17 protein-coding genes are annotated in these 21,116 nt (G+C 66.1%); 8 read left to right on the top strand and 9 right to left on the bottom strand.

The genetic code is table 11. The features are described 5' to 3' along the window. Position 1 precedes the first annotated feature (1 nt). From F615_RS17825 to F615_RS0105565, 3 genes are all read right to left on the bottom strand, one after another. A complete protein-coding gene (locus F615_RS17825) occupies positions 2 to 664 on the bottom strand; it encodes a hypothetical protein (RefSeq protein WP_051090189.1) in 663 nt (220 codons plus the stop codon). A gap of 70 nt (positions 665 to 734) precedes the next feature. After that, the gene (gene icmF, locus F615_RS0105570) at positions 735 to 4,028 is read right to left on the bottom strand and encodes a fused isobutyryl-CoA mutase/GTPase IcmF (protein ID WP_019560189.1); all 3,294 of its coding nucleotides are present in this window, start codon (positions 4,026 to 4,028) and stop codon (positions 735 to 737) included. 118 nt (positions 4,029 to 4,146) lie between these two features. After that, the gene (locus F615_RS0105565; RefSeq protein WP_019560188.1) at positions 4,147 to 5,007 is read right to left on the bottom strand and encodes a PPK2 family polyphosphate kinase; all 861 of its coding nucleotides are present in this window, start codon (positions 5,005 to 5,007) and stop codon (positions 4,147 to 4,149) included. Positions 5,008 to 5,064: 57 nt separating this feature from the next. Here F615_RS0105565 and F615_RS0105560 point away from each other — a divergent pair, with 57 nt between their 5' ends. After that, on the top strand, positions 5,065 to 5,847 hold the full coding sequence (locus F615_RS0105560; protein WP_019560187.1) for a type III pantothenate kinase: 783 nt from the start codon (positions 5,065 to 5,067) through the stop codon (positions 5,845 to 5,847). Positions 5,848 to 5,858: 11 nt separating this feature from the next. Here F615_RS0105560 and hslU read toward each other — a convergent pair whose 3' ends face one another. The 5 genes from hslU to F615_RS0105535 form a co-directional block, all read right to left on the bottom strand. Next, complete coding sequence (hslU, locus tag F615_RS0105555) at positions 5,859 to 7,190, bottom strand: ATP-dependent protease ATPase subunit HslU (protein ID WP_026330060.1); 1,332 nt, start codon at positions 7,188 to 7,190, stop codon at positions 5,859 to 5,861. After that, positions 7,187 to 7,723: an ATP-dependent protease subunit HslV gene (hslV, locus tag F615_RS0105550; protein ID WP_019560185.1), complete on the bottom strand. Its 537-nt coding sequence runs from the start codon at positions 7,721 to 7,723 to the stop codon at positions 7,187 to 7,189. The genes hslU and hslV overlap by 4 nt, the downstream gene beginning before the upstream one ends. Before the next feature lie 113 nt (positions 7,724 to 7,836). Then, positions 7,837 to 9,549: an STAS domain-containing protein gene (locus tag F615_RS0105545; protein WP_019560184.1), complete on the bottom strand. Its 1,713-nt coding sequence runs from the start codon at positions 9,547 to 9,549 to the stop codon at positions 7,837 to 7,839. A gap of 21 nt (positions 9,550 to 9,570) precedes the next feature. Next, positions 9,571 to 10,425 (bottom strand): RNA polymerase-binding protein DksA, encoded by an 855-nt coding sequence (gene dksA, locus F615_RS19630; protein ID WP_019560183.1) that lies wholly within the window; start codon positions 10,423 to 10,425, stop codon positions 9,571 to 9,573. A gap of 181 nt (positions 10,426 to 10,606) precedes the next feature. Beyond that, entirely contained in the window at positions 10,607 to 11,644 is a 1,038-nt protein-coding gene (locus F615_RS0105535) for a CobW family GTP-binding protein (protein ID WP_019560182.1), read from the bottom strand. Positions 11,645 to 11,810: 166 nt separating this feature from the next. Here F615_RS0105535 and F615_RS0105530 point away from each other — a divergent pair, with 166 nt between their 5' ends. The 7 genes from F615_RS0105530 (at position 11,811) to F615_RS0105500 (ending at position 19,778) form a co-directional block, all read left to right on the top strand. Next, positions 11,811 to 12,692, top strand: coding sequence for a CorC family transporter (locus F615_RS0105530; RefSeq protein WP_019560181.1), 882 nt, complete (start codon positions 11,811 to 11,813; stop codon positions 12,690 to 12,692). Continuing rightward, positions 12,692 to 14,200, top strand: coding sequence for an apolipoprotein N-acyltransferase (gene lnt / locus F615_RS0105525; protein WP_019560180.1), 1,509 nt, complete (start codon positions 12,692 to 12,694; stop codon positions 14,198 to 14,200). The genes F615_RS0105530 and lnt overlap by 1 nt, the downstream gene beginning before the upstream one ends. 74 nt (positions 14,201 to 14,274) lie before the next feature. Next, positions 14,275 to 15,192 carry a glycine--tRNA ligase subunit alpha gene (gene glyQ / locus F615_RS0105520; protein WP_019560179.1) on the top strand — a complete coding sequence of 306 codons (918 nt, stop codon included), beginning with the start codon at positions 14,275 to 14,277 and terminating at the stop codon, positions 15,190 to 15,192. A gap of 1 nt (position 15,193) precedes the next feature. Then, positions 15,194 to 17,347 (top strand): glycine--tRNA ligase subunit beta, encoded by a 2,154-nt coding sequence (gene glyS / locus F615_RS0105515; RefSeq protein WP_019560178.1) that lies wholly within the window; start codon positions 15,194 to 15,196, stop codon positions 17,345 to 17,347. Between the two features lie 10 nt (positions 17,348 to 17,357). Further along, a complete protein-coding gene (gene gmhB / locus F615_RS0105510; RefSeq protein ID WP_019560177.1) occupies positions 17,358 to 17,993 on the top strand; it encodes a D-glycero-beta-D-manno-heptose 1,7-bisphosphate 7-phosphatase in 636 nt (211 codons plus the stop codon). Between the two features lie 115 nt (positions 17,994 to 18,108). Beyond that, positions 18,109 to 18,870 (top strand): lysophospholipid acyltransferase family protein, encoded by a 762-nt coding sequence (locus F615_RS0105505; protein ID WP_033370977.1) that lies wholly within the window; start codon positions 18,109 to 18,111, stop codon positions 18,868 to 18,870. 17 nt (positions 18,871 to 18,887) lie between these two features. After that, positions 18,888 to 19,778 carry a M48 family metallopeptidase gene (locus tag F615_RS0105500; RefSeq protein ID WP_019560175.1) on the top strand — a complete coding sequence of 297 codons (891 nt, stop codon included), beginning with the start codon at positions 18,888 to 18,890 and terminating at the stop codon, positions 19,776 to 19,778. 89 nt (positions 19,779 to 19,867) lie between these two features. Here F615_RS0105500 and F615_RS0105495 read toward each other — a convergent pair whose 3' ends face one another. Next, on the bottom strand, positions 19,868 to 20,977 hold the full coding sequence (locus F615_RS0105495; protein ID WP_019560174.1) for an ABC transporter substrate-binding protein: 1,110 nt from the start codon (positions 20,975 to 20,977) through the stop codon (positions 19,868 to 19,870). Positions 20,978 to 21,116 lie beyond the last annotated feature (139 nt).

The raw sequence follows: 21,116 nt of genomic DNA, 5'->3' as shown, positions 1-21,116 counted from the left end.
ATCAGCGCTTCAGCCCGAGATGGCGTAGGAAGAACTCACGCACCGTTTTGCGATGGAAACGGCGCCATTGCCAGGCGCCGGCGGCAATCAAGGCAATGGCGCTCAGTTCGAGCAGGTGATTGAGCTCCAAGCCGCCCCAACCCCAGCCTAGCCATTGGTCGATGTGATGGAAGGTGGCCGCGCGCATCACGATGAAGGTCAGCAGCAGGGTCACGCCCACGGCGCTGAGGCGATAGCCTTGCCAGAGGTGGCGCCATTGGCGCCATTGCAGCACCGCGACGACGGCCGCTGCGCCGGCCAACGCGGCGATGAAGCCGACTTGCACGAGGCGGCGCTGTTCGTACCAGCCTTGGGCCAGGGCCAGGTCGCGCCCGAACTGGGTGAACCAGGTTTGCAGATCCAGTTGCTTGTTGAGCGCCAGCAGGCTCATCAGCGCAGACAGGGCCGCCCAATAGCGCCAGGGCATGCGGGTGCGGCGGGCTGCTTGCAGGTTCACCCAGGCCAGCGCGGCCGCACCCAGGTAGGCCAGCACGGTCAGCCAGCCCATCACGGTGGGGTCGCCAATGCCCGGCGCCCAGCGGCCGGTGGCTGGATCCACCCCAGCCAGCGCCGGCCCAGCGGCCAGGGCCAGCCACCCCACGGGGACTCGAAGCGCAGCAAACATCACGCCAGCCATTGTGAAGCCGCCGCGCCGGCCGGCAACCCCGCAGCAAGGGGATCGAGCGGCCAGCGGCTCACATGTTGCGCCGGTACTGCCCGCCCACCTCGAACAGCGCTTGGGTGATCTGGCCCAGCGAGCAGCAACGCACGGCATCCATCAGCACTTCGAAGACATTGCGGTTGTCGATCACGGCCTGCTTGAGGCGCTGCAGCATGGCCGGGGCTTCGTGGGCATGGCGGGCGTGGAAGTCTTGCAAGCGCCGCAGTTGCGACTGCTTTTCTTCTTCGGTGGAGCGCGCCAGCTCCAGCGATTCGGGGATGGGGTCGCCATGCGGGTTGCGGAAGGTGTTCACCCCGATGATGGGCAACTCGCCGGTGTGCTTGAGCATTTCGTAGTGCAGCGATTCTTCCTGGATCTTGCTGCGTTGGTAGCCGGTTTCCATGGCGCCCAGCACGCCGCCGCGTTCGGCGATTTTCTCGAACTCGGCCAGCACCGCTTCTTCCACCAGCTCGGTGAGTTCCTCGATGATGAAGGCGCCTTGGTTGGGGTTTTCGTTCTTGGCCAGCCCCCACTCGCGGTTGATGATGAGCTGGATGGCCATGGCGCGGCGCACCGATTCCTCAGTGGGCGTGGTGATGGCCTCGTCGTAGGCGTTGGTGTGCAGGCTGTTGCAGTTGTCGTAGATGGCAATGAGCGCCTGCAGCGTGGTGCGGATGTCGTTGAAGGCGATTTCCTGCGCGTGCAGCGAGCGGCCGCTGGTTTGGATGTGGTATTTGAGCTTTTGGCTGCGCTCGTTGGCGCCGTATTTTTCCTTCATCGCCACGGCCCAGATGCGGCGCGCCACGCGGCCCAGCACGGTGTATTCCGGGTCCATGCCATTGCTGAAGAAGAAGGACAGATTGGGCGCGAAATCGTCGATGTGCATGCCGCGCGCCAAGTACGCCTCCACATAGGTCAAGCCATTGGCCAGCGTGAAGGCCAGCTGGCTGATCGGGTTGGCCCCCGCCTCGGCGATGTGGTAGCCGGAAATCGACACCGAGTAGAAGTTGCGCACCTTGTGGTGCACGAAGTACTCCTGGATGTCGCCCATGACCTTCAGGCTGAACTCGGTGGAGAAGATGCAGGTGTTTTGGCCCTGGTCTTCTTTGAGGATGTCGGCCTGCACGGTGCCGCGCACGTTTTCCAGCACCCACTGGCGGATCTTCTGGGCTTCGTCGTCGGTGGGCTCGCGGCCGTTGTCGGCGCGGAATTTGTCGAGTTGCTGGTCGATGGCGGTGTTGAAGAACATCGCCAAGATCGTGGGCGCCGGGCCGTTGATGGTCATCGACACCGAGGTGCTCGGGTGGCACAGGTCGAAGCCGCTGTAGAGCACTTTCATGTCGTCCAGCGTGGCGATGCTCACCCCCGAGTTGCCGACCTTGCCGTAGATGTCCGGGCGCGGGTCGGGGTCGGCACCGTAGAGCGTGACCGAGTCGAAGGCGGTGGACAGCCGCTTGGCCGGCATGCCCTCGGACAGCAGCTTGAAGCGCCGGTTGGTGCGCGCCGGGTCGCCTTCGCCGGCGAACATGCGGGTGGGGTCTTCGCCCTCGCGTTTGAAGGCGAACACGCCAGCCGTGTAGGGGAACGAGCCGGGGACGTTTTCCAGCATCAGCCACTTGAGCAGCTCGCCGTGGTCTTCGTACTTGGGCAGCACGACTTTGCGGATTTTGTTGCCCGACAGCGTGGTGTGCACGAGCGAGGTGCGGATCTCTTTGTCGCGGATCTTCACGACGTACTCGTCACCCGCGTAGGCTTGCTGCATCTGTGGCCATTGGGCCAGCAGCTTGCGTGCGGCCGGCTCGAGCTGAGCTTCTCGCAGCTCGGCCTGTTCGAGCAGGGCGGCCACGGCCTTGTGCTTTTCGGGAATGGCCTCTTTGAGCATGCGGGCCGATTCACGCAGCTGCTGGATTTCGCGGGCCAGCGCGGCCTGGCGACGCACCCGCGCCTTGTAGCCGCGCACCGTGTCGGCGATTTCGGCCAGGTAGCGCGAGCGTGCCGGCGGCACGATGGGGTTCTGGTGGGTGCTGTGGCGCGTGCGCACCGCCGGCAGCCGCCCTTCCTTGACCGGCAAGCCCAATTCGGCCAAGCGCGGCCGCAGCGCCTGGTACAACGCGGTGACGCCATCGTCGTTGAAACGGCTGGCCATGGTGCCGAACACCGGCATGTCTTCGGGCCGCTGACCGAAGGCCTCGCGGTTGCGCTGCACTTGCTTGGCCACGTCGCGCAAGGCGTCCAACGCGCCCTTGCGGTCGAATTTGTTGATCGCCACGAATTCGGCGAAGTCGAGCATGTCGATTTTTTCGAGCTGGCTGGCGGCGCCGAACTCGGGCGTCATCACGTACAGCGGCACGTCCACGTGCGGCACGATGGCCGCGTCGCCCTGACCGATGCCGGAGGTCTCGACGATGATCAAGTCGAAGCCGGCGGCCTTGCAGGCGGCGATCACGTCGGGCAAGGCTTGGCTGATCTCGCTGCCGGCCTCGCGCGTGGCCAGGCTGCGCATGTACACGCGCTGCCCCTGTTGCCAAGGGCCGATGGCGTTCATGCGGATGCGGTCGCCCAGCAGGGCGCCGCCACTCTTGCGTCGGCTGGGGTCGATGCTGATGACGGCGATGCGCAGCGCATCGTCTTGGTCCAGGCGCAAGCGACGAATCAGCTCGTCGGTGAGGCTGGACTTGCCCGCACCGCCCGTGCCGGTGATGCCCAGCACGGGAATGCGCGCCTGCGCGGCACACTGGTGCAACGCCTCGCGCAGCCCAGCAGGCGCTGCTTCGGCCTCCAGCGCGGTGATGAGCCGTGCCAGCGCCCGCCAGGCGGCATCGCCATGCCCCTGCAGCGCCGACAGTTCTCGTGGGGCATGCACCGAGAGATCCTGGTCCGCGTGCATCAGCATCTCGCCGATCATGCCCTGCAGCCCCATGCGCTGGCCATCTTCGGGGCTGTAGATGCGGGCCACGCCGTAGTCCTGCAATTCGCGGATTTCGGCCGGCACGATGACGCCGCCACCGCCGCCAAAGACCTGGATGTGCTCGCCACCCCGCTGGCGCAGCAGGTCCACCATGTACTTGAAGTATTCGACATGCCCGCCTTGGTAGGAGCTGACGGCGATGCCGTGAGCATCTTCTTGCAAGGCGGCGGTCACCACTTCGTCCACCGAGCGGTTGTGCCCCAGATGGATCACCTCGGCGCCCATGCTCATCAGGATGCGGCGCATGATGTTGATCGAGGCGTCATGGCCGTCGAACAGCGAGGCAGCGGTGACGAAACGCACTTTGTGCTTGGGGCGGTACGCGGCCAGGGCCCGGTATTCGGCAGAAAGATCGGTCATCTCGGTACGGCCTCGTGAGAGGAAGGGCAAATTGACGTTTACGTCAACGTCAATCATGCCATCAAAGTGCGGCGTTCCGGCCCCCTGATGCGGCCAGCCTATGGTTAACCCTAGGGTTTCAGTCGATGCGCAGGCGCTTGGGGTCGAAGTCGGGGCGCGGGTAGCGCAGCTCCAGGCTCATGAGCACCTCACGGATCAGCGTGGCGACCATCAGATTGCGATGGGTTTTGGAGTCGGCCGCAATGACGGTCCACGGCGCCCAGGGGGTGGCGGTGGCCGCCAGGGCGGCTTCGTAGGCATGCTGGTACTCGACCCAGCGGGCGCGGGCGCGCAAGTCCTGCGGGTCGAACTTCCAAAGCTTGCGCGGGTCGTCCAGACGGGCTTGCAAGCGGCGTTTTTGCTCGTCTTTCGAGAGGTGCAGCATGCACTTGACGATGATCGTGCCGGTTTCGAACAACAGGCGCTCGAAGTCGCACAGCTGCCGGTAGCGGCGCTGAGTCTGGCTTGCATCGATCCAGCCTTCGACCACCGGCACCAGCACGTCTTCGTAGTGACTGCGATTGAAGATCACGATCTGGCCGGCGCCAGGCACACGCTGATGCACGCGCCAGAGGTGGTCGTAGGCGAGTTCGGTGCGGGTGGGCGCTTTGAAGGCCACGGCGTGCACGCCCAGCGGACTCATGCGGCCAAACACGCTGCGTATCGTGCCGTCTTTGCCGCTGGTGTCCATGCCCTGCAGCACCACCAACAGCTTATAGCGCCCGTCGGCATGAAAAAGCTCTTGCAGCGTGTCGAGTTCTTGGCTCAAGGCGTCCAGGCGCGCCCGATCCTCGTCTTTGGATCCACCGCTGAAGGGCTTGGCCTCGGGGGGGAGCCGATCCAAGCGCACCGGGGCGAGCGTTTCGCGGCCATCGGCTTGATCGAAATGCCAGCCTTCGAAGCGCGGATCGGTCAGGGCCGGGAAGCGGGGCAGGGGCATGACATCTCCTGGCGGGGGATGGGCGCTGGGCGCCCATCGCACCCATAATGCCACCCCATGAGCTTTCTTGCCATCGACATCGGCAACACGCGCCTGAAGTGGGCCGTCTACGACGCCATGCAGCCTGGGGCGCGTTTGCTGGCGCATGGGGCGGTGTTCATCGAGAACATCGACACCTTGGCCGAAGACGAGTGGAAAGACCTGCCGGCCCCGCAGGCGATGATCGGCTGCTGCGTGGCCAGCGATGCGGTGCGTCGCCGTGTCGAAGAACAAATCGAGGAACTGTGGGACTTTGCGCCGGTGTGGGTGGTCGCTAGCAGTCAAGAGGACGACGTGACCAATGGCTACGACCACCCCTCACGTTTGGGGGCCGATCGGTGGGTGGCCATGATCGGCGCACGCTGGCACTTGCTCAACCGGGGGCGGCCACGTCCGGCCTTGGTGGTGATGGTGGGCACGGCCGTGACGGTCGATGCCCTGGATGCGAGCGGCCACTTCCTCGGAGGGCTCATTTTGCCGGGGCACGGCATCATGTTGCGCGCCTTGGAAAGTGGCACGGCCGGCCTGCGCGTGCCCACCGGCGAGGTGTGCGACTTCCCCACCAACACCAGCGATGCGCTGACCACCGGGGGCACGTTTGCGATCGCCGGGGCGATCGATCGGATGTACCGCAACTTGGCTGAACGTTGCGGCGAGCCGCCTTCATGTTGGCTCACCGGGGGGGCGGGATGGAAGATGGCGCCTTATCTGGGCCAGACATTCGAGCTGGTCGAGACGCTGATCTTCGATGGCCTGCTGCACATTGCGCAGCGCCGTGCGCAGGCCAAACGGGCCCTCTGAGCTCGTCGGGCTCAGAGGATGTAGCGCGACAAGTCTTCGTCCTTGGCCAACTCGCCCAAGCGCGCATCCACGTAGGCCGCGTCGATGGTGACGGTCTGGCCTTCGAGCCGGCTGGCCTCGAACGAGACCTCGTCGAGCAGTTTTTCCAGCACGGTGGACAGGCGGCGCGCGCCGATGTTTTCGGTGCGGTCGTTCACTTCGTAGGCGATTTGGGCGATGCGACGAATGCCCTCGGGCGTGAATTCCAGGTTCACGCCTTCGGTGGCGAGCAAGGCCTGGTATTGCCGCGTCAGACTGGCATGGGTTTGGGTGAGGATGGCCTCGAAGTCCTGCACCGACAGCGGTTCGAGCTCGACACGGATCGGAAAGCGCCCTTGCAGCTCGGGGATGAGGTCGCTGGGCTTGCTGAGGTGGAAAGCCCCCGAGGCGATGAACAGGATGTGGTCGGTCTTGACCATGCCGTACTTGGTGTTGACGGTGGTGCCTTCCACCAGCGGCAGCAGGTCCCGTTGCACGCCTTGGCGCGAGACATCGGCGCCGCCCACGTCCGAGCGCGAAGCCACTTTGTCGATTTCGTCGATGAAGACGATGCCGTTTTGCTCGGCATTGGCCACGGCCCGGGCGCGGATGTCGTCCTCATTGATCAGCTTGGCGGCTTCTTCGTCCACCAAGAGCTTCATCGCTTCGGCAATCTTGAGCTTGCGGGTTTTGCGTTTGCCCGCACCGAACTGAGAAAACAGGCCGCGCAACTGTTCGGTCATCTCCTCCATGCCGGGCGGGCCCATGATCTCCAGCGTGGGGCGCGGGTCGGCCACTTCGATTTCGATTTCCTTGTCATCGAGCTGCCCTTCGCGCAGGCGCTTGCGCATGGTCTGGCGGGCAGGGCTGTCGCTGCTGGTGGATGCGCTGAGGCCGAAGTCGCTGCGCGGGGCAGGCACCAGCACGTCCAGGATGCGCTCTTCGGCGGCGTCTTCGGCTCGTGAGCGCAGTTTGCGCATCTCGGCTTCGCGCGTTTGCTTCACTGACATGTCCACCAGGTCGCGGATGATGGAGTCCACGTCTTTGCCCACATAGCCCACTTCGGTGAACTTGGTGGCCTCCACCTTGATGAAGGGGGCATCGGCCAGCCGGGCCAAGCGGCGCGCGATCTCGGTTTTGCCCACCCCGGTGGGGCCGATCATCAAGATGTTCTTGGGGGTGATTTCGGGGCGCAGCTTTTCGTCCACCTGCTGGCGGCGCCAGCGGTTGCGCAGGGCAATGGCCACTGAGCGCTTGGCTTTGTGCTGACCGATGATGTGGCGGTCGAGTTCGGAGACGATCTCCTGGGGCGTCATGGCACTCATTCCAGCACCTCGATGCAGTGGTGGTGATTGGTGTAGATGCACAGGTCGCCGGCGATGTCGAGCGACTTCTTGACGATGTCGGAGGCGCTCAGCTCGGTGTGTTCGAGCAGTGCGCGGGCGGCGGCCTGCGCATAGGCCCCGCCTGAACCGATGGCGATGATGCCGTGTTCGGGCTCGAGCACGTCGCCATTGCCGGTGATGATGAGTGAGCTGTGCCGGTCGGCCACCGCCAGCATGGCTTCCAGGCGGCGCAACACGCGGTCGGTGCGCCAATCCTTGGTGAGTTCGATGGCCGCACGCACCAGATGCCCTTGGTGCTTTTCGAGCTTGGCCTCGAAGCGCTCGAACAGCGTGAAGGCGTCGGCCGTGGCGCCGGCAAAGCCCGCCAACACTTGGTCGCGGTAGAGCTTGCGCACTTTACGGGCGGAGGCCTTGACGACGATGTGGCCCAGCGTGACTTGGCCGTCGCCGCCCAGGGCCACTTGGTGGCCGCGGCGCACGCTGACGATGGTGGTGCCGTGAAAGGATTCCATGAACGAGCTCAGATGGGGTGAGAGAGTGAAGATTCAAGCACGGGGGCGCACGGTGGATCAAATGCCTCGAATGCCCCTTGGCAGGGGCAGTCGCGGCGGCGCGGCGCGCCGGCTCAGATGTTGCGCACCTTGACTCGGGCGTGTTCGGTGATGCCCATCGCACCGAAAAACAGCGCCACCAGCCGATGGGTGTCGTCGAAGACGATGTGGCGATTTTCGTTGCGACGGTTGAGCACCCAGTTGAGCAGGTCGCCAGCGGCGATGAAGTCCACCCGAATGAGGCGGCTGCATGAAACATTGACGATCGAGGCCTTGCCCAGGCGGCTCTCCAGGCTCGAGAGTGTTTCGGAGATGTCGCCCACCAGCTGGCCCGACAATTCCAGCGAGGCCATTTGCACGAGCGCTTCGTCGGCGACTTGGGATTCGACGAAGCTGGTGGACACGTCACTGACCACCGACAACGGGGCCGCCGACGCCGATGGCCGGGCCTCCGTGCTGCCGAGCTTGACCACGCAGCGCGCGGACTCCCAGGACGGGGGCGAGACCTCATAGGTGACGCAGTAGTCGATGGCCACTTCGTCGAACTGGTCGGGGCGGTTGACCAAGCGCAATACATCCAGCCGCAGCAGCCACAGGGCCGGGTCCGCATCGCGAACGCCGGTGGGGGCGGCATCGCCCAGCACGTGCAGCAAGTGCTCGCCGCCCAGCCAGTGCATTTCCAGCGGCTCGCGCGCCCAGTGGCGCAACAGCTCGCTCAACTGGGCGGCGGCCTCGGCGTCCACGCGGCGCAGCGGGCTCCAGTCCAGCACCCAGGGCAGGGGCATTTGCAGGCTTTGCGAGCGCAGTCGGGCGACGGCCTCGACATCGAGCTCTGCGGGGCAGGTCCAGCCGATGGGGCCTTCCAAGCGGGCCGTGCCCGCCTTGGGCGTTTCTTCGGCGGCGGCTTCGGCCACCATGCGCGGCAACGAGAACCACTGCGGGGCCGACCAGCCGAATTGCTGGGCATAGTCCAGCGCCAGGCTTTCGAACTTGGCCTGCTGGCCGGTGGCGCGGTACAGATCGAACAGCACCATCCAGGTGTCGGCATGCTGCGCGCGGCTGGCCCCGGGCCTGACCATGGCGGCCAAGGCCTGCTCGCAGGCGTCGAAGTCGGCATTGGCGAAGGCGATCACCGCCTCGTCGAGCTCGGGATCGTGGACCACCTCGTTGACTTCCACCGCAAAGCCCTCGCCCAGCATCGCCGGCGCGGGGGGCACCGCCGCGGCGGCAGAAGGGGCTGGGGTCGGTGGCGCTTGGGCCGCGTCCACGACCACCGCGGGCGGCTCGGCCGCCACACCGACGAAGGCGCCGGCACCGCTGGGCCCCTCGGCGGGTTCGGCCCGCAGCGAGCGGGTCGAGGGGCCATCCAGCGCCACAGGCTGGGTCGGCGCGTTGTAGAACGATGCCGAGCGCCGCGTGCCGATGGCTTCGCCGACCATCTGTTGCTCGATTTCGTCGATCTTGGCCTTGACTTCGACCACGTCGGAACGTGCCTGCACACCACGCAGGTCCAACTCGTCGAGGTTCGAGGAGGCATCGAGCAGGCCTGCGTTGGCATCGGTAAGGCCTTCGCGGCGCACCTTGCGCAGCATGTCGAATTCACGCTTGCGCACGAAATCGTTGCGCCGCTTGCGCTCGATCATGGCCTTCAGCTCGGACTTGGCATATTCGCTTTCCCGCGATTCGGTCGAAGGCTGGCTCAGCTCGGCCCAATCGGTCGTCGGATTGGTGACGAACCGCACGACCTTGCGGATAAAACTGGGGGCGTTGTCCTTGGAATCCGGCATGACCAGGGGGCACGGAGCCGTTCAGTCTCCGAACATCTTTTGTTTCAGCTCGCGGCGTTGCTGGGCTTCGAGAGACAGTGTAGCGGTTGGCCGCGCGATCAGGCGGCCCAGGCCGATGGGTTCGCCAGTTTCGTCACAATAACCGTATTCCCCGGAGTCGATACGGGCCAGGGCCTGGGCGATTTTCTTCAGCAGCTTGCGTTCACGGTCGCGGGTGCGCAGCTCCAGGGCGTGCTCTTCCTCGATGGTCGCCCGGTCGGCCGGGTCGGGCACGATCGAAGTGTCTTCGCGCAGGTGCTCGGTGGTTTCCCCGGCATTGCTCAGCAGGTCTTCCTTGAGCGCCAGCAGCTTGTGGCGGAAGAACTCGAGCTGCTTTTCATTCATGTATTCCGACTCGGGCATGGCCAGCACCTCGGCATCGGTGAGGTCTTTGCCGGCCTTGGTCTTCCAAGCTTCGGCGAGCTTGGGGTCGGGCGAGGTGAGGCTGGTGCGGGGGGCGTCGAGGACGTCGTTGGACTTGTTCATGGTGGCTGAATGGGACGCTGGCCCGGAGGAAGCCTGGGAAAAGGCCTTGGCCGGGCTGGGGCTGGGAGCGGCGGGCTCGGCGGCCGGCACCGCCACGCTGGCCGGGGGCTCAGGCCGCCGGGGCGCTGTCTTCGGCGCGGCGGCGGTCTTGGCCGAGCCGGCAGCGGCCGATGCGCTCGCTTGCGGGCCGCGCGCAGGACTCGCCTGGGCCTTCTTGGCCGCCACCTTGGCTGGGGCGGCCGTGGGGCTGGTCTTCTTGGCGGCCGGGGCAGCCTCGGCGCGAGCCGGGGCCGCGGTCTTCTTGGCCGCCGTTTTGGCTGCAGGGGCTCGCTGGGCCTGGGTTTTGCTCACGTTCCATCTCCTCGCTATGGCAGTTATATACCTGCTCTCGTTGTCATCGGGGAAAAAGAACCCTGGGACGCGGCCGCTCCAGAGACCTTTCGGCCCCGGGGACTCCCCAAGGGCGCCGCGGATTGTAGCGATCTGGCGCCGTCGTGCGTGGGAGTTTTCCCGCGCCAGGCGCGCACGTGGGTCAGACGAGACATTGTTCCAAGCCTTGACGGAAGATGTCTTGCGGCAGATCCAGCCCGATGAACACCATCTTGCTGGTGCGAGGCTCGCCCTCGGCCCACTTCGGGCCCAGGTCGCTGCCCATGAGCTGGTGCACGCCCTGGAAGATCACTTTGCGGTCGGTGCCTTGCATGTGCAGCACGCCCTTGTAACGCAGCATGCGCGGGCCGTAAATCTGCACGATCGCACCGAGAAAGTCTTCCAACTTGGCCGGGTGGAAGGGCCGGTCCGAGCGGAAGACGAAAGACTTCACGTCATCGTCGTGATGGTGGTGGTGCGGGTGATTGCAGTGTTCGCCATGGTCATGGTCGTGATCATGGTCGTGGTGATGGTCGTGATCGTCTTCCTTCAGGAAGTCCGGATCGATCTCGAGCTTGGCGTTGAGGTTGAAGCCGCGCAGGTCGAAGACTTCGGCAATGGGAACCTCGCCGAAGTGGACGCGGCGCTGCGGCGCGCGGGGGTTCATGTGCTTGAGGCGGTGGGCCAGTGCCTCCACGGCCTCGGGTTCGACCAGATCGGTCTTGCTGATGAAGATCTGGTCGGCAAAGCCCACTTGGCGGCGGGCCTCCTGGCGGGTGTCGAGCTGCTGCGGGGCATGCTTGGCGTCCACCAGGGTGAGAATGGAGTCCAGCAGATAGCTCTCGGCGATCTCGTCGTCCATGAAGAAGGTCTGGGCGACGGGGCCGGGGTCGGCCAGGCCGGTGGTCTCGATCACCACCCGGTCGAATTGCAGCTCGCCCCGGCGGCGCTTGGCCGCCAGGTCCGACAAGGTGGAGCGCAGATCTTCTCGGATGGTGCAGCAGATGCAGCCATTGCTCATCTGGATGATCTGCTCCTGCGTGTCGGCCACCAGGATGTCGGTGTCGATGTTTTCCTCGCCGAACTCGTTTTCGATCACGGCGATCTTCTGGCCGTGGGCTTCGTGCAGCACGCGCTTGAGCAGCGTGGTTTTGCCGCTGCCCAGGAAGCCGGTGAGGATGGTGGCGGGAATGAGGCTCATGATGGAATCCTTCGCGACAAGAGCGTGCCCCTATGTGAGGGGGCAGGCCCAGATTTCAAGGCTTGGGCTGAGTGTATCGGCCTTGTCAAGCCTTTGGCCGGTCTGGATGCGGCTTGTCACGGGGCTGGGGTATCCTTTGGCGTGATCTGAACTTTTCGCGCAAGCGATGCCCGACCCTCACCCTCGACGCTGCGGACGCCCCACGGGCGACAAGCGCAATTTTTTCGAACGCCTGGTCGAGTTGCTCTCGCCGGGCCCGGACTCCAAGGACGAACTGTACGAGACCCTGGCCGAGGCCGAAGACCGCGAGCTGATCGAACCCGAGTCGCGGCTCATGCTCGAAGGGGTGTTGCGCATGGCCGACATGACCGCCGGCGACGTGATGGTGGCCGCTGCGCGCATGGATGTGCTGGACATCAACGCGCCCTACGAGGAGCTGCTGAGCACCGTGATCGAGACGGCGCACTCGCGCTTTCCGGTATTCGAAGGCGATCGCCAGAACATCATCGGCATCTTGCTGGCCAAGGACTTGCTCAAGCTGCAGCGCGCCCCCGAGCTCAAGCTGCGCACGCTGTTGCGTCCGGCCGTCTTCGTGCCTGAATCCAAACGCTTGAACGAGCTGCTGCGCGACTTTCGCTCCAACCGCAATCATTTGGCGCTGGTGGTGGACGAATTCGGCAAGATCGCCGGCCTGATCACGATCGAAGACGTGCTGGAGGAAATCGTCGGCGAAATCGAGGATGAATTCGACGAGGAAGACGCGCACAACGGCATCTACACCCTGGCCGACGGCAGCCAGCGCGTGGCCGGCGATGCCGACATCGAAACCGTCAACGAGGCTTTCGGCACCCAACTGCCCGAGGACGAGTTCGACACCATCGGCGGTTTGGTGGCCCATGAGCTGGGCCATGTGCCACGGCGTGGCGAAGTGGTCGATATCGGCGGCCTGCGGTTTTCGGTGATGCTCACCCGGTCCGGTGCGGTGCGCTGGTTCAAGGTGACGCGCAGCCCCGAGGCGCCGCAGGCCGCTGCGGCGTCCGAGGCCTGATGTCGGCGTCATTGGGCGCGCTGGTTGCGCTGTTGGCCGGTTGGGCCCATGCCCAGGCTTTCGCGCCACGCCAGGGCTGGGCTGTGCAGCTGCTGGCCACGGCGGTCTTGGCCTGGGGGGTGATGCGTGCGCCCAGCGCGCGCCGTGCCGCCTGGTGGGGCTGGTGCTTCGGCTTTTCCTGGTTGGCCGGTGGCGTGTGGTGGCTGTTCATCAGCATGCACCGCTATGGCGGCTTGCCGGCTTGGTTGTCGGCCTTGGCCGTGGCGGCCTTGGCGGCGGCCTTGGCGCTGTATTTGGGGGTGGCCATGGCGGCGGTGGCGCGCTGGCGCAGCGGGCGCCCGGTCGCCGACGCCCTGCTGTTTGCCGCGGGTTGGCTGCTGGCCGAGCTGGCCCGCGGGGTGCTGTTCACCGGGTTTCCCTGGCTGGCCTCCGGGTACGCCCACAGCGATGGGCCGCTGGCGGCCTTGGCGCCGTGGGTCGGGGTCTATGGCATGGGCTTCGTGGCGGCTTGGTTGGCGGCGGCCCTGGCCGTGGCGCTGGTCGGCGCGCGCCGCCCGGTGTGGGGCCGGCTCGCGGCGGCGGGCATGCCGCTGCTGCTGGTGCTGGCCGCGGCGTTGGCGCCAGCGGATTTCACCCGGCCGGCCGGTCGATTCGAGGTCACGCTGCTGCAGCCCAACGTGGCCCAGGACGAAAAATTTTCGGCCGAGCACTTGCCCGCCGCTCTCGAATGGCTGGGGCGCGAACTGGTGGCTGCACGCACCGCGCTGGTGGTGGCCCCCGAGACGGCCATCCCTTTGCTGCCTGCACAACAGCCCGAGGGCTACTGGCAGGCCCTGCAAGCGCATTTCACGCAGGGGTCGGTGGCAGCGCTGATTGGGGTGCCGCTGGGCGACTTCACCGAGGGCTATACCAACTCGGTGGCCGGACTGGCGCCGGGCCAGCCGATGTATCGCTACGACAAGATCCACCTGGTGCCTTTTGGTGAGTTCGTGCCGCCAGGGTTTCGTTGGTTCGTGGACATGATGAACATGCCGCTGGGCGACTTCACCCGCGGACGCCACAGCCGGCCTTTCGTGTTCGATGGCCAGCGCATTCGCCCCACCATCTGCTACGAGGACTTGTTCGGCGAGGAGCTGGCGGCCAATTTCGTGGGCCCAGAGCAGGCCACGGCCATTGCCAACGTCAGCAACATTGCTTGGTTCGGCCCGACGCAGGCGGTCGATCAGCATTTGCAGATCTCGCGGCTGCGCGCATTGGAATTCCAGCGGCCGCTGGTGCGTGCCACCAACACCGGGGCCACGGCCATCATCGACCATCGCGGGCGGGTGACGCATGCGCTGGCCCCGCATGTTCGCGGGGTGTTGGTGGGCGAGGTCGAGGGGCGCTTGGGCAGCACGCCTTACGCCCGCTGGGTGGCGGCCTTGGGCCTGTGGCCTTGGGTCGTCTTGGCCGCCGGGCTGTGGGGGCTGGCGGTGTGGCGCGCCGGGACATCCCGGGCGGCCGCCTAGAATCAAGGGTTCGTTTCGCCGGGGCCGATGCGCCATGCACGCGGCCCCATGCCCGCACATCGATCGTTCAGACCATGCTGACCTTCCAGCAACTCATCGCGCGCCTGCATGACTACTGGGCCGCCCAGGGCTGCGCCCTGCTGCAGCCCTATGACATGGAGGTGGGCGCTGGCACCAGCCACACGGCCACCTTCTTGCGCGCCATTGGCCCCGAGCCCTGGAAAGCTGCCTACGTGCAGCCCAGCCGACGCCCCAAGGATGGGCGCTATGGCGAGAACCCCAACCGCTTGCAACACTACTATCAGTACCAAGTGGTGCTCAAGCCGGCCCCGCAGAACATCTTGGAGCTATACCTGGGCTCGCTCGAGGCCCTGGGCTTCGACTTGAAAAAGAACGACGTCCGCTTCGTCGAGGACGACTGGGAAAACCCCACGCTGGGCGCCTGGGGGCTGGGCTGGGAGGTGTGGCTCAATGGCATGGAGGTCACGCAGTTCACCTACTTCCAGCAAGTCGGTGGCATCGACTGCAAGCCCCTGACCGGTGAGATCACCTATGGCCTGGAGCGCTTGGCGATGTACCTGCAGGGCGTGGACAACGTCTACAAGCTCGTCTGGACCGACGGTCTGACCTATGGCGATGTCTACCTGCAAAACGAACAAGAGCAGTCGGCCTACAACTTCGAGCACAGCGACGTGGAGTTCTTGCTCACCGCCTTTGCGGCGCATGAGCGCCAGGCGCAGCACCTGATGGCCCAGCAGCTGGCCCTGCCGGCGTATGAGCAGGTGCTCAAGGCGGCGCACACGTTCAACCTGCTGGATGCGCGCGGGGCCATCAGCGTGACCGAGCGCGCTGCGTACATCGGCCGCATCCGCAATCTCGCCCGTGCCGTGGCGCAGAGCTATCTCGACAGCCGCGCCCGCTTGGGCTTCCCGTTGGCGCCGCGTCAATGGGCCCAAGAGGTGCTGGCTCAGCTGGAGAAAAAGGCTGCCTGAGATGACGACGAAGAAAAATTTGCTGGTCGAGCTCTTCGTGGAGGAGCTGCCTCCGAAGGCGCTGAAGAAACTGGGCGAGGCCTTCGCCACCGTGTTGACCGACAGCCTCAAGGCCCAGGGTCTGGTGGATGCGGCCGTGGTGCCCACCCCGTTTGCCACGCCGCGACGCTTGGCGGTGCGGGTGGAGGCAGTGGCCGAGCGGGCGGCCGACCGTCCGGTGCAGCGCAAGCTGATGCCGGTGTCCGTGGGGCTGACCGCCGAGGGCCGGCCCACACCGGCCCTGCTGAAAAAGCTCGAGTCTTTGGGGCTGGACGCCAGCGTGGTCGATCGGCTCCAGCGGGTGCATGATGGCAAGGCCGAGGTGCTGTTCCATGACAGTGTGGTGCCCGGTGTGGCGCTGGCCGAAGGTTTGCAAAAGGCCCTGGACGAGGCCATTGCCAAGCTGCCCATTCCCAAACTGATGAGCTACCAGCTCGCCGATGGATGGACGAGCGTGCATTTCGTGCGTCCGGCGCACGCCCTGGTGGCGTTGTGGGGCAGCGACGTGGTGCCCGTGCAGGCCCTGGGCTTGAAGGCTGGCCGTCAGACCCGGGGTCACCGTTTCGAGGCCCGCGTCGATCCGGTGGTGATCCGCGAAGCCGACAGCTACCCGGAGCAAATGCGCCACGACGGGGCGGTGATCGCCAGTTTCGAGGCGCGTCGCGCCGAGATCGTGCGCCAGCTCGGCGAAGCGGCCGCCCGGCTCGGCGGCGGTGTGCGCCCGGTGGACGACGAGGCGCTGCTCGACGAAGTCACGGCCCTGGTGGAACGCCCCAATGTGCTGGTGGGCCAGTTCGAGCCGGAGTTCCTCGAGGTGCCGCAAGAATGCCTCATCCTCACGATGAAGGCCAATCAGAAGTACTTCCCCTTGCTGGACGCCCAGGGCCGGCTGACCAACCGCTTCCTCGTGGTGAGCAACATCAGCCCCGAAGACCCCAGTGCGGTGATCGGCGGCAACGAACGGGTGGTGCGTCCGCGCCTGGCCGATGCCAAGTTCTTCTACGACCAAGACCGCAAGAAGACCTTGGAGTCGCGCGTGCCGGGTCTGGACAAGGTGGTCTATCACGGCAAGCTGGGCAGCCAGGGTGAGCGCACGCAGCGTGTGCAGGCCATTGCCCATGCCATCGTCGACCAGCTGCGTCAGGCCACCGTGCCGTCCACCGCCGAGGCCAAGGACGAGTTCGATGGGCTGGACAGCCAGGTGCAGCAGGCGGCTCGCTTGGCCAAGGCCGATCTGCTCACCGACATGGTGGGCGAGTTTCCAGAGCTGCAGGGCATCATGGGCGGCTATTACGCGCGCCATGAGGGGCTGCACGATGGCGTGGCCCTTGCCATCGAAGACCACTACAAGCCGCGGTTTGCCGGGGATGCCTTGCCGCGCAATCACACCGGCACGGTGCTGGCCTTGGCCGACAAGCTGGAGACGCTGGTGGGCCTGTTTGGCATCGGCCAGTTGCCCAGCGGCGACAAAGACCCGTTTGCGCTGCGCCGACATGCGCTGGGCGTGGTGCGTTTGCTGATCGAGAAGAACCTGCCTTTGCAATTGCCCGATCTGGTGGCCGCTGCGGTGCCGGTGTTTGGATCGCGCATCAACGATCCACGCGGGGCCTTGCTGGACTTCATTTACGACCGGTTGGCCGTCTCCTTGCGCGAGCAGGGCTACACCGCGCAGGAGGTCGAGGCGGTGCTGGCCTTGCGCCCTGGCCGCTTGGGCGAGGTGCCGCGGCGCCTGGCGGCCGTGCGCGCCTTCGTTGGCTTGCCCGAGGCGCAGGCGCTGGCCGCGGCCAACAAGCGGGTGGGCAACATCTTGAAGAAGGCCGATGCAGCGATCGAACCGAAGGTGGATGTGAGCTTGTTGCGCGAGCCGGCCGAAGCCGGGCTGCACGAGGCCTTGCAGGCCGTGCGGCCGCAAGCCGATGCGGCCTTCGAGCAAGGCGATTACACCGGCTCGTTGCAGGTGCTGGCCGCGCTGAAGGTTCCGGTGGATACTTTCTTCGACCAAGTGATGGTCAATGCCGAGGACGCGGCATTGCGTGCCAACCGTCTGGGTTTGCTGGCGCTGCTGCATGCGGCGATGAACCGCGTGGCCGATCTGTCGCGTCTGGCGGCGGCCTGAGGAGCTGTCCATGCCCGCACCGCGCCCCGTGGAACGCCAGCTCAAGCTCGTCGTGCTCGGCCGCGACGGCGTGCTCAACCGTTACCGCACCGAGCATGTGGCCCAGCCTGAGGAATGGGAACCGCTGCCCGGCGCGCTGGATGCCGTGGCTCGGCTGAACCATGCCGGCTGGCATGTGGTGGTGGCCACCAACCAACCCGGGCTGGGCACGGGGTTGCTCGACATGGCCGGCCTGAATGCCGTGCACCAGCGGATGAACGAGCTGTTGGCCCGTCATGGCGGGCGCATCGACGCGGTGTTCATCTGCCCGCACACCCCCGAGGACGGTTGCGACTGCCGCAAGCCGGCCCCGGGGCTGTTGCTGCGCATCAGTGAACGCTTCGGCGTGCCTTTGCAAGAAATCGTCGTGGCCGGTGACACGGTGCGTGACTTGCAGGCCGCGCATGCCGTCGGCTGTGAGCCGCATCTGCTGCGCACGGGCCGCTGCGAGGGGCTCAGCGATGAGCAGGTGGCGGCCTTGGCGGCCCAAGTGCCTGGCACGCGGGTGCATCAGAACTTGGAGGCCTTGGCCGCTCATCTCGTGCAACGCGAGCGCGAGGAGTCGGGGGAGAGGGCTGGTGCGACCGACTTCGGCTCGCTGACTTGAGGCCCCGAGCGTGCCCAGGCGGCCCGTGCCGGGCAAGGGCGGCTCGGGCCGTCGCCCCGGCGGCGCGAAGCGGCAGCCGAGACATGTCCGTTTGCAATCACCGAGGTAGGAACCGATGCGAGTGTTGAGGTCCGTGTTGTTTTTGGGGTGGGTGATTCTCACCGTGGTGCCATGGGCCGTGGCGGTGTTGGTGATGTCGGTCTTCGTGCGCGGGCGCCCTCTGTACTGGGCCTGCGTGGGATGGACCCGCCTGGTGATCTGGGCGGCCCGCTGGATCGCCGGGGTGCGCTGGCGCGTGCAGGGGTGGCATCATTTGCCGCAAGGCCCGGCGATCTTGCTGCCCAAGCACCAATCGGCCTGGGAGACACTGGCCTTCCCCTCGTTGATGCCCCGACCGCTGAGCTTCGTGTTCAAGCGCGAGTTGTTGTGGGTGCCGTTTTTCGGCTGGGCCTTGGGGCGCTTGGACATGGTGCACATCGATCGCAGCAAACGATCCGAGGCCTGGGCCAAAGTGGCCGAGCAGGGCCGGCGCTTCATGGAGTCGGGGCATTGGGTCATCATGTTCCCCGAAGGCACACGCACGCCCAGGGGGCAGCAGGGCGCCTACAAGACCGGGGGCACTCGCTTGGCGGTGGCCACCGGCGTGCCGGTGGTGCCCATTGCCGTGACCTCGGCACGCTGTTGGCCGCGCAAGTCTTTCCTGCTCACGCCGGGGATCATCGATGTGTCCATCGGCCCGCCGATCGACTCGCAGGGGCGTGATCCGGAGGACTTGATGCGCCAGGTGGAAGCCTGGATCGAGGCCGAGATGCGTCGGCTCGATCCCGAGGCCTATCCCGAAGGCGCCACCGCCTCCGGCGCACCGCAGCGGGCCTGAACCTATACTGCCGGTCCATGGTACGTCCGGCCTCAGGTTCGCGCGAGCCGCAGCAACTGTCGCTGTTTTCCGGTGAGTCGCCGTCGAGCGCGACGGTGGCCGCGCCGGCGACACCGAGCCGCCCGGAGGTCGGCCGCAGCTTGCCGCCGGTGGCTTTCGCCCATCCGCGTTCGACCCACGAGCTGGTGCTCGACGGTCATCGGGTGGCCTATGTCTTGCGACGCGCCAAACGCCGAACGATCGGCTTCGTCGTGGGCCCCGAGGGGTTGACGGTGAGTGCCCCGCGTTGGGTGAGCGTGGGCGAGATCGAAGCGGCGCTGCGCGAGAAGGCTCGCTGGGTGTTGCGCAAGCTGGCCGAGCAGAACGAGCGCAATGCCCGGCTTCAACAGGCCAAAGTGGAGTGGCGCGACGGGGCGAGCCTGCCTTTCCTGGGCGAGACGGTCATCGTGGTGCTCGATCCGCGGGCCACGGGGGCGGTGCTCCACACCGATGCCGATGCGCTGCCCGGGGTGCCGCGCCTGACCTTGCATGTGGGCTTGCCTCAGCAGGCCAGCGCCGCACAAATCCGCGACGCTGTGCACGGCTGGTTGCAGCGACAGGCTCGACGCGTGTTCGAGGAACGCTGTGGGCACTTTGCCCAGCGGCTGGGGGTGCGCTACACGCGCCTGAGCCTGTCGTCGGCACAGACGCGCTGGGGCAGTGCCTCGGCCGACGGCTCCATTCGCTTGAACTGGCGGCTCATCCACTTCGCCTTGCCCATCATCGACTACGTGGTGGCCCACGAACTCGCGCACCTGCGCGAGATGAACCACAGCCCGCGCTTTTGGGACGTGGTGCGCTCGGTGCTGCCAGACTATGAGCACGCCCGCGGCAGGCTGAAGGAGACGGTGCTGCCGGATTTGGGCTGAATGCTCAGGGCCGCAAGGCCGGTGTCGGGGCCGATGACGGCCCGCCATCGGAAGGACGGGCCGCGGGAGGCCCGTGCCGCTGCCTGCATTCAACGCCGGAACTTGCCATCCGGCCCGATGATGGACAGATCGGCGTAGTCCAGCCCGGTGTGGTCGGTGGGGGAGTAGTTGATCTCCATGCCGCCGATGTCGAAGTTGCGGATGCCGTTGAGCGCATTGACGATTTGCGCGCGCGTGGGGTTGGGGCCGGCACGGCGCAGGGCTTCGACGAGCACCTTGGCCGCGGCAAAGCCTTCCATCATGGCCGGAGAGACTTCTTGCAGGCCTTTGGCGCGCGCCAGATCGACGGCTTCTTTGACGATCGGCGCGGCCAGAGAGCGCTCATAGGGAAAGACTTGGCTGACGATCACGCCGCGGGCATGTTCGCCCAAGGACTTGATGAAGCCCGCCGAGGCGTTGTTCGACAAGGTCACCACCTGGGCGCGCGAACCGGCGGATCGCAAGGCTTTGACGCCCTCGACCACGGCCGAGCCCGAGCCGATGATGATCACCGCTTGGGCGTCGGCCTGCACGATCTTGGGCACGATCGGGGCGAAGTTGGGTTGGGCCCGGTCGAACTTTTCCAACACCACCGGTTGTTTGCCGACGGCGTCGAACCCTTTCTGTGCGCCGGCCATCGAGTCGGCGCCGAAGGAGTCATCGACTTGGATGACGGCGATGCGCTCCAGGCCGATCAAGCTCAGATGGCGGACGGCGCGCTCGGCCTCGCGCTGGTAGGTGGCGCGGACGTTGAAGATGTAGGGATGGACCGGTTGGTGCAGCACCATCGCGCCGGTGGACGGGGCGATCAGCGCGATCTTGTGCTCGGCCAGCAAGGGCATGATGGCTTGGGCGTGGGGGGTGCCGCGTGTCAAGAACAGGGCGAGCACTTTTTTGTCGACGATGAGTTCCCGGGCGTTGTCGGCAGCCAGCTTGGGGTCGAACTTGTCGTCCAGTGAGATCAGTTCGATCTTTTGTCCGTTCACGCCGCCGCGGGCGTTGACCGCGTCGAGGTAGAGTTTGGCGCCGTCGGTGGTCTCCTTGACCCCCGCGGCCACCGGCCCGGAAAAGCCAGCGGTTTGGCCGATCAGGAGTTGGGCTTGGGCGGCCAAGCTCATCAGCGCGGCCGTCAGCGCGAATAGCCAATGTCGTCTGTGCATGCGGTCTCCTTCGTGGGGTTTTGCTTATCGGAACACGTCGTCTGTGCCTGCATGACGCAAGCCGGCCTCGCGATGGGCCGGCCTCGGTGGCTTGGCAGGGTGTCCACACCGATACCGGCTCGGCAGCGCCCGGCCGCGG

The organism is Caldimonas manganoxidans ATCC BAA-369 (assembly GCF_000381125.1).
GTDB classification, from domain to species: Bacteria; Pseudomonadota; Gammaproteobacteria; order Burkholderiales; family Burkholderiaceae_C; genus Caldimonas; species Caldimonas manganoxidans.
The sequence above is the reverse complement of the archived record's forward strand: the minus strand, read 5'-3'. Positions and strand labels throughout refer to the sequence as shown.